General features: G+C 72.1%; 10 protein-coding genes and 1 pseudogene. All 11 read left to right on the top strand.

Annotated features, from left to right (window positions below; translation table 11 throughout):
* Window positions 1–57 precede the first annotated feature (57 nt).
* The 11 genes and pseudogenes from purL to E2169_RS05050 all read left to right on the top strand — a co-directional run bounded on the left by purL (window position 58) and on the right by E2169_RS05050 (window position 12,624).
* Window positions 58–3,996 carry a phosphoribosylformylglycinamidine synthase gene (purL, locus tag E2169_RS05100; protein WP_132985556.1) on the top strand — a complete coding sequence of 1,313 codons (3,939 nt, stop codon included), beginning with the start codon at window positions 58–60 and terminating at the stop codon, window positions 3,994–3,996.
* 73 nt (window positions 3,997–4,069) lie between these two features.
* Window positions 4,070–5,785 (top strand): type II secretion system ATPase GspE, encoded by a 1,716-nt coding sequence (gene gspE, locus E2169_RS05095; RefSeq protein WP_132985555.1) that lies wholly within the window; start codon window positions 4,070–4,072, stop codon window positions 5,783–5,785.
* 2 nt (window positions 5,786–5,787) lie between these two features.
* Window positions 5,788–7,005 (top strand): type II secretion system protein XpsF, encoded by a 1,218-nt coding sequence (xpsF, locus tag E2169_RS05090; protein WP_132985554.1) that lies wholly within the window; start codon window positions 5,788–5,790, stop codon window positions 7,003–7,005.
* A gap of 68 nt (window positions 7,006–7,073) precedes the next feature.
* Window positions 7,074–7,505 (top strand): type II secretion system major pseudopilin GspG, encoded by a 432-nt coding sequence (gspG, locus tag E2169_RS05085; protein WP_132985553.1) that lies wholly within the window; start codon window positions 7,074–7,076, stop codon window positions 7,503–7,505.
* Between the two features lie 12 nt (window positions 7,506–7,517).
* On the top strand, window positions 7,518–7,991 hold the full coding sequence (gene xpsH, locus E2169_RS05080; protein ID WP_132985552.1) for a type II secretion system protein XpsH: 474 nt from the start codon (window positions 7,518–7,520) through the stop codon (window positions 7,989–7,991).
* Window positions 7,988–8,431, top strand: a complete 444-nt coding sequence (gene xpsI / locus E2169_RS05075; protein ID WP_132985551.1) for a type II secretion system protein XpsI — start codon at window positions 7,988–7,990, stop codon at window positions 8,429–8,431. The genes xpsH and xpsI overlap by 4 nt, the downstream gene beginning before the upstream one ends.
* A pseudogene (locus tag E2169_RS05070) lies at window positions 8,428–9,045 on the top strand (prepilin-type N-terminal cleavage/methylation domain-containing protein); the annotation flags it as partial. The gene xpsI and the pseudogene E2169_RS05070, both read left to right, overlap by 4 nt.
* 146 nt (window positions 9,046–9,191) lie before the next feature.
* Window positions 9,192–10,040, top strand: coding sequence for a type II secretion system minor pseudopilin (locus E2169_RS05065; protein WP_132985549.1), 849 nt, complete (start codon window positions 9,192–9,194; stop codon window positions 10,038–10,040).
* Window positions 10,040–11,212, top strand: a complete 1,173-nt coding sequence (locus E2169_RS05060; protein ID WP_132985548.1) for a PilN domain-containing protein — start codon at window positions 10,040–10,042, stop codon at window positions 11,210–11,212. The genes E2169_RS05065 and E2169_RS05060 overlap by 1 nt, the downstream gene beginning before the upstream one ends.
* Window positions 11,196–11,825: a type II secretion system protein GspM gene (gene gspM, locus E2169_RS05055; protein ID WP_229659088.1), complete on the top strand. Its 630-nt coding sequence runs from the start codon at window positions 11,196–11,198 to the stop codon at window positions 11,823–11,825. The genes E2169_RS05060 and gspM overlap by 17 nt, the downstream gene beginning before the upstream one ends.
* A complete protein-coding gene (locus E2169_RS05050; RefSeq protein ID WP_132985547.1) occupies window positions 11,815–12,624 on the top strand; it encodes a general secretion pathway protein GspN in 810 nt (269 codons plus the stop codon). The genes gspM and E2169_RS05050 overlap by 11 nt, the downstream gene beginning before the upstream one ends.
* Window positions 12,625–12,643: the final 19 nt, after the last annotated feature.

The following is a 12,643-nucleotide window of genomic DNA, read 5'->3' as shown; positions in this document are numbered from 1 at the left end:
CCAGCCGCGTCGCGGCTTCGCTACAATGGCCGGCCCGTTCCACGGTCGAAACCGGACATGATCGTCCTCGAGGGCCTGCCCGCCCTGTCGCCCTTCCGGCGCGAACGCCTCCAGGCCCGCCTGCAAGCCATCGATCCCGGCATCCGCGTCACCGGGTCCTGGCACGTCTACTGGCTCGATGCCGACGCCGGCGCGATGCCCGACCGGGCGGTCCTGCACCGCATCCTGCAGGCCTCCGACACCGTCGCGCCCGCCGGGCCCGGCGCCGTGACCCGCTTCGTTACCCCGCGTGTAGGCACGCTGTCGCCCTGGGCCAGCAAGGCCGGCGAACTGCTGCGCGGCGCCCGCCTGCCGGTGAAGCGCGTCGAGCGCGGCACCCGCATCGACCTCGCCGGCTGGCCGTCCGACCCGGTGGCAGCGGCCGCCGTGGCGGCCATCCTGCACGACCCGATGACGCAGTCGCTGCTGGTTTCGCACGCCGATGCCGGGGCGCTGTTCACCACGCCCGCGCGCGGCGCGGTCGAGGTCATTCCGCTGGATGGCCTGGAAGACGCCAACCAGCGCCTGGGCCTGGCGCTTGCCGCGGACGAGATCGCCTACCTGCGCGAGCGCTACGGCGCGCTCGGCCGCGACCCGCACGACGTCGAGCTGATGATGTTCGCGCAGGCCAACTCCGAGCACTGCCGGCACAAGATCTTCAACGCCTCCTGGACCGTCGACGGCGAGGAGATGCGCGCGCCCACCGGCGGCCCGCAGTCGCTGTTCAAGATGATCCGCCACACGCACGCGCAGACGCCGGAGCACACGCTCTCGGCCTACAGCGACAACGCCGCGGTGGTGGAGGGCTACGCGTCGAGGCGCTTCAGGCCGGACCCGGACACGGCCGTCTACCGCGCCGAGCCCGAGCGCGACGGCGCCTTCTGCATCAAGGTCGAGACCCACAACCACCCGACCGCGATTTCGCCGTTCGCGGGCGCCTCCACCGGCGCCGGCGGCGAGATCCGCGACGAGGGCGCCACGGGGCGCGGCGGGAAGCCGAAGGCCGGACTGGTCGGCTTCAGCGTCTCGCACCTGCGCATCCCGTCGTTGCCGCAGCCCTGGGAGCAGCCACGCGCGCTGAATCCGCGCATGGCGCCGGCGCTGGAGATCATGACCGACGGCCCGCTGGGCGCGGCGGCGTTCAACAACGAATTCGGCCGTCCGAACCTCAGCGGGTACTTCCGCAGCTTCGAGCTGCCGGAGGGCGACGGCCTGGTGCGCGCCTACGACAAGCCGATCATGCTTGCCGGCGGCCTGGGCGCGATCGACCGCGACCAGGTGGCCAAGCTGAAGCTGTCGCCGGGCGACGCGGTGGTGGTGCTGGGCGGTCCGTCGATGCTGATCGGGCTCGGCGGCGGTGCCGCGAGTTCCGTGGCCTCGGGCGAGAGCGCCGAGGCGCTCGACTTCGCCAGCGTGCAGCGCGACAACCCGGAGATGGAGCGCCGCTGCCAGGAGGTCATCGACCGCTGCGTGGCGATGGGCGAGACCGGCAACCCGATCAAGTGGTGCCATGACGTCGGCGCCGGTGGCCTGTCCAACGCGATCCCCGAACTGCTGCACGATTCCGGCGTGGGCGGCGTGATCGACCTCGACCGCGTGCCCAGCGACGACCCCTCGCTGTCGCCGATGCAGCTGTGGTGCAACGAGTCGCAGGAGCGCTATGTGCTGGGCGTCGCGGTGGATCGGATCGACGAATTCGCGGCGCTGTGCGAACGGGAGCGGTGTCCGTTCGCGGTGGTCGGGCATGCGACGGCCGAAGAGCGGCTGGTGGTGGGTTACGGCGCATCGCCCATGGCCGTCGCGGCGGGTGGGCCGCGCGACGTGCATGCCATCGACCTTCCCATGGACCTCATTTTCGGCAAGGCGCCGAAGATGCACCGCGATGCCGTCCGCCAGACGCCGCATCGCTGGCCCCAGCTCAACGCCGTCGCTCTTGCAGCCACCGGCCGCCCGGGCGAGGCGCTGCACGAAGCCGGCCTGCGCGTGCTCGCGCATCCGACCGTGGCTTCCAAGCAGTTCCTGGTCACCATCGGCGACCGCAGCGTCGGCGGCCTGACCGCGCGCGACCAGATGGTCGGCCCCTGGCAGCTGCCGGTCGCCGACTGCGCGATCACCCTGGCCGACTTCCACGGCCACGCCGGGGAAGCGATGGCGATCGGCGAACGCACGCCGCTCGCCCTGATCGACGCCGCCGCCAGCGCGCGCATGGCCGTCGGCGAGGCGATCACCAACCTCTGCGCCGCGCCGGTCGAATCGCTGGCGCGCACCAAGCTCTCGGCCAACTGGATGGCGGCCGCCGGGCATCCCGGTGAGGACGCGCGCCTGTACGACGCCGTGCACGCCGTGGGCATGGAGCTGTGCCCGGACATCGAATTGTCGATCCCGGTCGGCAAGGACTCGCTGTCGATGCAGGCGCAGTGGCAGTCCGAGGGCACCGCGCACAAGTCCGTATCGCCGGTGTCGCTGGTGGTCACCGCCTTCGCGCCGGTGACCGACGTGCGCCGGCAGCTCACTCCGCTGCTCGCACGCACGGGTGGCACCGAGCTGTGGCTGCTTGGCCTTGGCGCCGGCAAGCAGCGCCTGGGCGGCTCGATCCTGTCGCAGGTCCATGGCGCCTTCGGTGGCGCCTGCCCGGACCTCGATGACCCGCAGCGCCTGCGCGCCTTCTTCGAACTCGTCCGCGACGCGAGCGAGGCCGGCCTGCTGCTGGCCTACCACGACCGTTCCGATGGCGGCGTCTTCGCCAGCCTGTGCGAGATGGCGTTCTGCTCGCGCGTCGGCCTCGACATCGACCTCGATACCTGGGGCGACGACCGCACCGAGAACGTCTTCCGCACCCTGTTCAACGAAGAGCTGGGCGCGGTGGTGCAGATCGCGGTCGACGACCGCGTCGAGTTCGCCGACCTGGTCGCGCGCCACGGCCTGGTCGAATGCGCGCAGCGCATCGCGCGGCCGACCACCGCGTCATCGGTGCGCGTGCTCGCCGATGGCGAAGTGATGGCGGAGTGGGCCTGGGAGGACCTCATGGGCGCCTGGTGGTCGGTCAGCCACGCCATGCAGCGCCAGCGCGACAACCCCGACTGTGCCGATGCCGAGCGCGAGGCCGCGCTGCGCTTCGACGCGCCCGGCCTGCAGCCAGAACTCACGTTCGACCCGGTCGAGGATGTCGCCGCGCCCTACGTCTCCACCGGTGTCGCGCCGCGCGTGGCGGTGCTGCGCGAGCAGGGTGTCAATGGCCAGGTGGAGATGGCGGCCGCGTTCACGCTGGCCGGCTTCGAGGCGGTCGACGTGCACATGAGCGACCTGGTCGCCGGCCGCGCGAAGCTCGACGACTTCGCGGGCTTCGCCGCCTGCGGCGGCTTCAGCTACGGCGACGTGCTGGGCGCCGGCCGCGGCTGGGCGACCTCGATCCTGGAGCGCGAGGCGCTGCGCGCCATGTTCGAGCGCTTCTTCGGCCGCGGCGACAGCTTCGCCCTGGGCGTGTGCAACGGCTGCCAGATGATGTCGCAGCTCAAGGAGATCATTCCCGGTGCGGCGCACTGGCCGCGCTTCCAGCGCAACCTCAGCGAGCAGTTCGAGGCGCGCCTGGGCATGCTGGAAGTGGTGGACTCGCCGTCGCTGTTCCTGCGCGGCATGGTCGGCTCGCGGATCCCGGTGGTGGTCTCGCACGGCGAAGGCCGCGCCGAGTTCGCCAGCCCCGCCGACCAGTCCGCTGCGCGCGTGGCCTTGCGCTACGTCGACGGCGACGGCCGCCCGGCGACCGCCTATCCGGCCAACCCGAACGGTGCGGATGCCGCCGTCGCCGGCCTCACCAGCGACGACGGCCGGGTCACCTTGCTGATGCCGCACCCGGAACGCACCCTGGCCACGGCCAATTTCAGCTGGGCGCCGGCTGCGTGGCCGGACGCTTCTCCCTGGCTGAGGATGTTCCGCAACGCGCGGGTGGCGGTGGGCTGAGCGCGGCCCGCCTGCGGCGCGGGGGCTACCTGCTACAGTCGGCCTACCGCGCCAAGACCGGTTCCGCATCGAAGTGAATACCGCCGTGGACGACATCGATCTCGCGCCCTCGGCCGACGAACGTATCGTCGCCGTACTGCTGGAAAAGGGCCGACTGAAGGACGCTGACCTCGGCCGTGCGCGTCGGCTGCAGGATGAAACGGGCGGCAGCCTCCTGTCGCTGCTCGGCCGCCTGGGCCTGGTGTCCGAGCGCGACCACGCCGAGGCCTGCGCCGCGGTGCTCGACCTCCCGCTGGTCAGCGCCAAGGACATGCCCGAGATGCCGCCGGAAGGCACGCCGCTGACCGCGCGCTTCATGACCCAGTTCCACGTCGTGCCGGTGGCCGAAGGCGATGGCCACGTCGACGTGCTGGCCGCGGACCCGCAGGATCCATACGCGCTCGAAGCCGTGCGCCTGGCGACCGGCAAGGACGTGCGCGCCAGCGTGGCGCTGCGCTCGGAGATCGCCGGCCTGGTCGAGCGCTGGTACGGCCAGGGCCGCAGCGCCATGGGCGCCATCGTCGAGACCGCGGAGGGTGACGGCGGCGACATGGACGACGTCGAGCACCTGCGCGATCTCGCAAGCGAAGCGCCGGTCATCCGGCTGGTGAACCTGGTCATCCAGCGCGCGGTCGAGCTGCGCGCCTCCGACATCCACGTCGAGCCCTTCGAGAACCGGCTCAAGGTGCGCTACCGCGTGGACGGCGTGCTGGAAGAGGGCGAGAGCCCGCCCACCAACCTCACCGCTGCCGTGATCAGCCGCATCAAGATCATGGCCAAGCTCAACATCGCCGAGCGCCGGCTGCCGCAGGACGGCCGCATCATGCTGCGCGTGCAGGGCAAGGAGCTCGACCTGCGCGTGTCGACCGTGCCCACCGCGCACGGCGAGAGCGTGGTGATGCGCCTGCTCGACCGCGAGACGGTGGTGTTCGACTTCCACCGCCTGGGCTTCACCGACGAGTTCCTGCCGCGGTTCAACCACGTGCTGCAGCAGCCGCACGGCATCCTGCTGGTCACCGGCCCCACCGGCTCGGGCAAGACGACCACGCTGTATACGGCGCTGTCGAAGCTCAACCAGCCGGCGGTCAAGATCATCACCGTCGAGGACCCGGTCGAGTACCAGATCGAGGGCATCAACCAGATCCAGGCCAAGCCGCAGATCGGCCTGGACTTCGCCAACGCCCTGCGCAGCATCGTGCGCCAGGACCCGGACATCATCATGATCGGCGAGATGCGCGACCTGGAAACCGCGCGCATCGCGATCCAGTCCGCGCTCACCGGCCACCTGGTGCTGTCGACACTGCACACCAACAACGCCGCCGGTGGCATCACCCGCATGCTCGACATGGGCGTCGAGGACTACCTGCTGACGTCCACCATCAACGGCATCCTCGCCCAGCGCCTGGTGCGCAAGCTGGAGCCCACGCACGCCGAGCGCTACCCGGCCTCGCCCGAGGAAATCGGCAAGTTCGACCTGCGCCGCTTCCAGTCCGAAGGCGAGATCTTCCTGTATCGGGCGCGCGGGTCTGCGATCGCACCCACCGGTTACCTCGGCCGCACCACCATCGTCGAGTTCCTGGTGATGGACGACGCCCTGCGTCGCGCGGTCATGCGCCACGCCGGCATGGGCGAGCTCGAGCAGCTCGCGCGCGACGCCGGCATGCAGACCATGTACGAGGACGGCATCCGCAAGGCGCTGGCCGGGCAGACCACCATCGAGGAAGTGCTGCGCGTCACCGAGGACGCCTGAGCATGCCGCTGTACCGCTACAAGGCGCTCAACAGCCGCGGCGAAACGCTGGACGGCCAGATGGAGGCGGCCAGCGATTCCGAGGTGGTGCTGCGATTGCAGGAGCAGGGCCATCTCCCGGTGGAAGCGGCGCTGGCCAGCGAGGGCGGCGGCGAGGGTGCGCTGAAGGCGCTGTTCAAGCCCAAACCCTTTTCCGGCGAGCGCCTGGTGCAGTTCACCCAGCAGCTGGCCACGCTGCTCGGCGCCGGCCAGCCGCTGGATCGGGCGCTCACCATCCTGCTCGACCTGCCCGAAGAAGACGCCGCGCGGCGCACGATCCACGACATCCGCGACCAGGTGCGCGGCGGTACCGCGCTGTCGACCGCGCTGGAGCGACAGCACGGAAGTTTCTCGCGGCTCTACATCAACATGATCCGCGCTGGCGAGGCCGGCGGCAGCCTGCAGGACACCCTGCAGCGCCTGGCCGACTACCTGGAGCGCGCGCGCGCGCTGCGCGGCCGGGTGCTGAACGCGCTGATCTACCCGGCGATCCTGATCGTGATGGTGGGCCTGGCGCTGCTGTTCCTGCTCGGCTACGTGGTGCCGCAGTTCGGCATCATGTACGAGAGCCTGGACGCCGAGCTGCCGTTCTTCACCAAGATGGTGCTCGGCCTGGGCGAGCTGGTGCGCGACTGGTGGTTCGTGATGCTGGCGATCCCGGCGCTCGCCGCGCTGTGGTTCGACCGCCGTCTGCGCAATCCGGCGTTCCGGGCCCGCTTCGACGAGTGGCTGCTCGGGCGCAAGTTCGCCGGCAGCCTGGTGGCCCGGATCGAGACCGCGCGGCTGATGCGCACCCTGGGCACGCTGCTGAAGAACGGCGTGCCCCTGATCGCAGCCCTGGGCATCGGCCGCAACGTGCTGGGGAACCGCGCGCTCGCCGCCGATGTCGAAGCAGCGGGCGAGGAGGTCAAGAACGGCGTCGCGCTGTCCACCGCGCTCGCGCGCGGCAAGCGTTTCCCGCGGCTGGCGCTGCAGATGGTGCAGGTCGGCGAGGAGTCCGGCGCGCTGGATGCGATGCTGCTCAAGACCGCCGACACCTTCGAGGCCGAGACCGGCCAGGCGCTGGATCGCATGCTGGCCGCGCTGGTCCCGGTGATCACCCTGCTGCTGGCGGCGGTGGTCATGGTGGTGATCCTGGCGGTGCTGGTGCCGATCTACGATCTCACCAATGTCATAGGCTAGGGGCCTGCCCGCGCGCCGGGCGGCCCCTGTTCCATACAAGCCGTTTCCAATCCAAGCAGGCAGACTCCATGCACAAGCATTCCATCACCCGTTCCCCGCGTCCGTCCCGCCAGGGCGGCTTCAGCCTCATCGAGATCATCGTCGTGGTGGTGCTCATGGGCGGCATCGTGGCCTTCGCGGCCTCGCGCATCCTCGGCGGCGGCGACCGCGCCAAGGTCAACCTCGCCCGGGCGCAGGTCCAGACCATGGCCGAGAAGGTCAGCCAGTTCGAGATGGACACCGGCACCCTGCCGAGCGCGCTGTCGGACCTGGTGGATTCGCCCGGCGGCGTGGGCGGCTGGCTCGGCCCCTATGCCAAGGCAGCCGAGCTCAACGACCCCTGGAACACGCCCTTCGAGTACCGCGTGCCGGGCGACAGCGGCCCCTACGACATCGTCAGCTACGGTGCCGACCGGCGGCCGGGCGGTGAAAGCGTGAACGCGGACATCCGCTACGAATAAGAGCTGCCCTGGATGAACGCCGGGCGCGGCGGGGCAGGGCGTTCCCGCGGCTTCTCGCTGCTGGAAATGCTGCTGGTGATGGTGCTGATCGCCGCAACCGGCGTGCTCGCGGCCGGCGTGGTGGGCGGCGGCTTCGCGCGGATGGAGCTGCGCAGCCATGTGCGCGACATCGCCACGCAGCTGCGCTTCACGCGCGCCCGCGCGCTCGCCACCGGCATGCCGCAGACCTTCAGCATCGATCCCGCCGCGCACGTCTGGCAAGGCGCCGAGGGGCGCAGCGGTGAAGTACCGGAGTCGCTCGGCATCCGCTTCGTCGGTGCACGCGAGGTGCAGCCGGCGGAGGGCGTCGGTGCGATCGTGTTCTTCGGCGACGGCGCATCCACCGGCGGCCGGGTGCGGATCAGCCGTGGCGAGGCGGCCTTCGACATCGATGTCGCCTGGCTGACCGGCGGGGTGAGCGTGCACCGCGCGGAGCCATTGCGATGAGGCGGACCGGGGTGGCCGCGGCGCACGGGCGCCAGCGTGGTTACACGCTGATCGAGGTGCTGGTGGCGTTCGCGGTGCTGGCGCTGGCGCTGACCTTCCTGCTGGGCACGCTGTCGGGCGCGACGCGCCAGGTGCGCTGGTCGGCCGACGCCGGGCGCGCCGCGCTGCACGCGCAATCGCTGTTGGCCGACATCGGCGTGGGCGTGCCCCTGGAGCCGGGGCGCGACGAGGGCGAACTCGAGGATGGCCGCTACCGCTGGCAGCTCGAAGTCGCGCCCTACGTCGATCCGCTGCGACCCGGGAATGCACCGCAGGATCCGTTCGCGGCCCAGCTGTTGCAGCTGCGCCTGGAACTGGCCTGGGGCGAAGGCGCGCGCGCGCAGCGCCTGGTGCTGGACTCGCTGCGCCTGGTGCAGCCGGAGCCGGGGGGCGAGCCGTGAGCCGGGGTCGCGCGCGCGCCGCCGGCTTCACCCTGATCGAGGTGCTGCTGGCCACCGCGCTGCTGGCGAGTGGCCTGGCACTGGGCTTCGCCACCCTGCGCGCGGCCACAGCCACCGCCGAGCGTGGCGAGGCCATGGCGACGCGCACCGAGCGCATGCGCGCGGTGGAAGGTTTCCTGCGTCGGCGACTGGCCGCGGCGCAGGCCATTTCCTTCGCCCGGAACGAAGACGACGGCAGCGCGCTGCGATTCATCGGCGAAGCCGATCGCATCCGCTTCGTGGCCGACTTGCCGAGCTACCTGGGCCGCGGCGGCCCGCACCTGCACGACATCGCCGTGTACGGCCAGGGTGACGGGACGGCGCTGGCGGTCTCGTTCTCGATGGTGCTTGCCGGCGAGACCATCGAGGAAGACCAGCCGCGGGCGCCGGAGTCGCTGGTCGAAGGCCTGACCGGCCTGCGCATCCTCTACCGCGGACTCGACGGGGAATCCGGGCTGACCGACTGGCTGGACAGCTGGGAGTCCCATGAAACGCTGCCGCTGCAGGTGTCGATCGAGATCGAGAGCGACGACGGCGGGGCCTGGCCGCCGCTGGTCGTGGCGTTGCCGCAGGCGGGGACCACGCCGCAGCTTGGCAGCGGACGTTCGCGCCTCGGGCCCGCCGTGCGGCCGGGGAACAGGCCGGGCGTGCGCCCGGGGCAGCGCGATGGCAACCGCGATGGCGGCCGTAGCCGCACGCGAGATTTCCGGGGGCGGCGACCATGAGGGCGCAGCGGGGCGCCGCCCTGATCCTGGTGATGTGGCTGGTGGCGTTGTTGACCGCGCTGATCGGCGCCTATGCGGCCAGCGCGCGCATCGAGTACATGCAGGGGCGCGGCCTGCACGGCGCGGTGGCGGCCGAGTCGGCCGCACGCGCCGGGCTGGAGTACGCACTGGTGCGGCTGCAGGCGCACGAGCCGGAGTTCGCCTGGGTGCCCGACGGCCGTCCCTATCGCTGGGCCTACGGCGCGGCCGAAGTCGAGATCCGGGTCGTCGACGAGTCCGGCAAGATCGACCTCAATGCCGCCGACGCCATCGTGCTGTCGTCGCTGTTCCGGGGGCTCGGCGCCGAGGGCGGTCGCGCGGACGCGGTCGCGGGCGCGATCCTCGACTGGCGCGATGCCGACGACCTCACGCAGCCGATGGGCGGCGCCGAGACCCCGCAATACGCGCAGGCCGGCATGCCCTACGGTGCCAAGAACGCGCCGTTCGAAACCGTGGCCGAACTCGAACAGGTATTGGGCATGGATCGCGCGCTGTTCGAGTCCGCGGCCGCGCATCTGACCGTGTTCAGCGGCCTGCCGCAGCCCGATCAGCGCTTTGCCAGCGCCCAGGTGCTGCAGGCACTTGGCGTGGATCCGGAGATGGCCCTGCTGCAGCGCGAAGGCGGGCAGATGCTCACGCAGGATCTCGTGGGGGGTGGCACCGGAACGTATAGTATCGACAGCCGCGCGCGGCTCGCCGATGGCCGTCAGGCCGTGCTCCGCGCAGTGGTGCGCGCGGGTGGAGGCGGGTTGCCGGGTTCGGCATACCTGCCACTGCAATGGGAAGAGGGAGCCACGCCGCGCTGATGGCCGTCGTAGAAGACACCGCTGCAGGAACACCGCGCCGCCAGGCACCCGGCCGCCTGGGCGGGTCGCTGCGCCCGCGCGTCTCCGCGTCCTGGCGCTGGTGGATACAGGCGCTCGGCACCTGGTTGCCGCTGCGCCTGCGCGAACTGTTCGGCCTGGCGCGCGAGCGCCTGCTGCTGCAGGTGGCTGGCGACGGCCTGCGCCTGTCCATCGATGGCAGCGGCGGCGTACGCGCGCTGGGCGACCTCCCGCTGCCGCCGGCCGACGGCGTGGACGACCCCCTGGCCGCGCTGCTGGCGCAGCGCGTGGCCAGGCTGCCGCGCTGCCTGCTGCTGCCGGCGGGCTCGGCCCTGCGCCGCGCCATGCCGCTGCCGGCCGCGGCCGCCGAGCGCCTGCACGAAGTCCTGGGCTTCGAGATCGAGCGCCAGACGCCGTTCCCCGCCGCCGAAGTCGAATACGACGCGCGCCTGCTCGGCCACCGCGCCGACGGCCAGATCGACGCCGAGCTGGTAGTGGTCCCGCGCCACGCGCTCGAGGCGCAGCTGGCTGCCCTGGGGCCGCTGGCGACCACGCTGACCGGGGTCGACGTCGATGCCGGCGGGGGCGAAGGCCTGGGCGTGAACCTGCTTCCCGGCGCGCGTCGCCATCGCCGCGTCGATCCGTGGATGAGCTGGAACCTGGCGCTGGGCCTGGTGGCGGTGGTCGCCATCGCCGCCGGGCTGTGGCAGCTGCTGGACAACCGCCGCGCCGCGGCCGACGCCTTCGAGGCCGAGGTCGGACAGGCCGCCACCCGTGCCCGCGGCGCCTCGACGCAGCGCCAGGCGCTGGTCGACCTGGTGGAGGGCATGGCCTTCCTGGAATCCGCGCGCGCCGCGCGGCCGACCACGGTCGAGGTGATGGATGAGCTGGCCCGCCGCCTGCCCGATACGACCTACCTTGAAAAGCTTTCGATCGAAGACACGCGGATCCTGCTGATCGGCCTGAGCAACGAGGCGCCGTCGCTGGTGCAGCGCCTGGAAGGCTCGCCGCTGTGGCGTTCGCCGGCGCTGGCCGGCGCCCTGCAGCCCGATCCGCGCAGCGGCCGGGACCGCTTCACCCTGACCGCCGAACTGGTGGTTGCGCCGGCTCCGGCTATGCAGGACCCGGGGGCTGCCCGTGCGCGAAATCCCTGACCGCGACCGCTGGCTGGCGCTGGCGATCCTTGCCGGCGTGCTGGCCGTCGCCTATCTGGTGCTGCTGCATCCCTGGTGGACGGCGCCGATGCTCGAGGTCGACGACCGCATCGACGGCCTGCAGCAGCGCGACCTGCGCGTGCGCATGGAGCTCGCCCAGGCGCCGCACGTGGAGCAGCGCCTGGCCGAAGTGCAGGCGGTTGCCGCGCGCGTGCCCGGCTTCATGGACGAGCGCAGCACCGAGCTCGCCACCGCCGCGCTGATCGCGCGCCTGGAGACGGCCGTGCTGGACGCCAGCCCCGGCAATCGCAGCTGTGCGATCCGCAACCGGTCGCCGATGAGCGAACCGCGCCAGGGCCGCTTCCCGCGGGCGGTGGTGCAGGTGCGCCTGCATTGCGGCAACCCGGAGCTGGCCGCGGTGCTGCACTCGCTGGAGCGCGGCTCGCCGCGCCTGTTCGTCGACAACCTCAACGTGCTTGCGCCGCGCCAGGTGTTCGGCCGTGGCGGCGGCGGCGGCGCCCCGGGCGCGGGGCTGGACATCACCTTCGATCTTTACGGATACCTGCGGCCGGTTACGGCGGCGCCCGGAACGGGGGGCGACAATGCGCGCTGAGGCGCCCGGCGCGCGCACCTGGCTGCTGGGGGCCGTCGCGCTGTGGGCGCTGGCGACCTGGCTGCTGGGCCTGTTCGGGCTGGGCGGCCGCATCGACCGCCTGCCGCCCGATCCGGCGCTGGTGCAGGCGCTGCCGGCGGCCCCGCAGCCTGGCGACGCCCGCCTGGGGCCGTTGGCGCAGTACGCCGAGTTCGGCGACCGGCCGCTGTTCACCACCGACCGGCGGCCGCAGCCGTTCGTCATCAATCCCGAAGACGAGTCCGCGCCGGCCGAGTTCGAGTACGTGCTCACCAGCGTGCTGCGGACGCCTGGACTCGAGGTCGCGATCGTGCAGCCCTCCGGCGGCGGCGAGTCCGTGCGCCTGAAGGTCGGCGAGGCCGCCGAGGGTGCCCCCGGCTGGCACCTGGTCTCGCTGGCGCCGCGCAGCGCGGTGTTCGACGGCCCCGAAGGCCAGCGCACGCTGGAACTGCGCGTATTCGACGGCGTCGGCGGCGAGGCACCCACGGCCATGGCTGTCCCGGCGCCGCGCCAGGCGGGGCGGGGGCAGCCGACGCCGGGTCAGGACGCACAGGGCCGGGCCGCGGCCGGATCCCTGCGCGCGGGCAGCGGCGATGGTCCCGCGATGGTGACCACGTCCAGCTCGCCCGAGCCCGCCGAGGTCGAGGTTCCCGCGCCCGGGCAGCAGGAGCCGGACGCGGACGCATCCGTCGCCACTCCCGACGAGCAGGTCGATGCGATCCGCCAGCGCATCGAGGCGCGGCGTGCACGGCTGCGCGAACAGGCCCAGCAGGACCGGTAGCCGGCCCACGGATTCCCTA

Source organism: Luteimonas terricola, assembly GCF_004352845.1.
Taxonomy (GTDB): domain Bacteria; phylum Pseudomonadota; class Gammaproteobacteria; order Xanthomonadales; family Xanthomonadaceae; genus Luteimonas; species Luteimonas terricola.
Note: the sequence above shows the minus strand (reverse complement) of the source record. Positions and strands in the feature narration are given on the sequence as shown.

What these genes read in the sequence shown, in the direction of transcription:
- E2169_RS05065 (WP_132985549.1), top strand. Translation starts at nt 9,192, where the DNA reads ATGAGGGCGCAGCGGGGCGCCGCCCTGATCCTGGTGATGTGGCTGGTG.
- E2169_RS05050 (WP_132985547.1), top strand. Translation starts at nt 11,815, where the DNA reads ATGCGCGCTGAGGCGCCCGGCGCGCGCACCTGGCTGCTGGGGGCCGTC.
- xpsF (WP_132985554.1), top strand. Translation starts at nt 5,788, where the DNA reads ATGCCGCTGTACCGCTACAAGGCGCTCAACAGCCGCGGCGAAACGCTG.
- gspG (WP_132985553.1), top strand. Translation starts at nt 7,074, where the DNA reads ATGCACAAGCATTCCATCACCCGTTCCCCGCGTCCGTCCCGCCAGGGC.
- purL (WP_132985556.1), top strand. Translation starts at nt 58, where the DNA reads ATGATCGTCCTCGAGGGCCTGCCCGCCCTGTCGCCCTTCCGGCGCGAA.
- xpsH (WP_132985552.1), top strand. Translation starts at nt 7,518, where the DNA reads ATGAACGCCGGGCGCGGCGGGGCAGGGCGTTCCCGCGGCTTCTCGCTG.
- xpsI (WP_132985551.1), top strand. Translation starts at nt 7,988, where the DNA reads ATGAGGCGGACCGGGGTGGCCGCGGCGCACGGGCGCCAGCGTGGTTAC.
- E2169_RS05060 (WP_132985548.1), top strand. Translation starts at nt 10,040, where the DNA reads ATGGCCGTCGTAGAAGACACCGCTGCAGGAACACCGCGCCGCCAGGCA.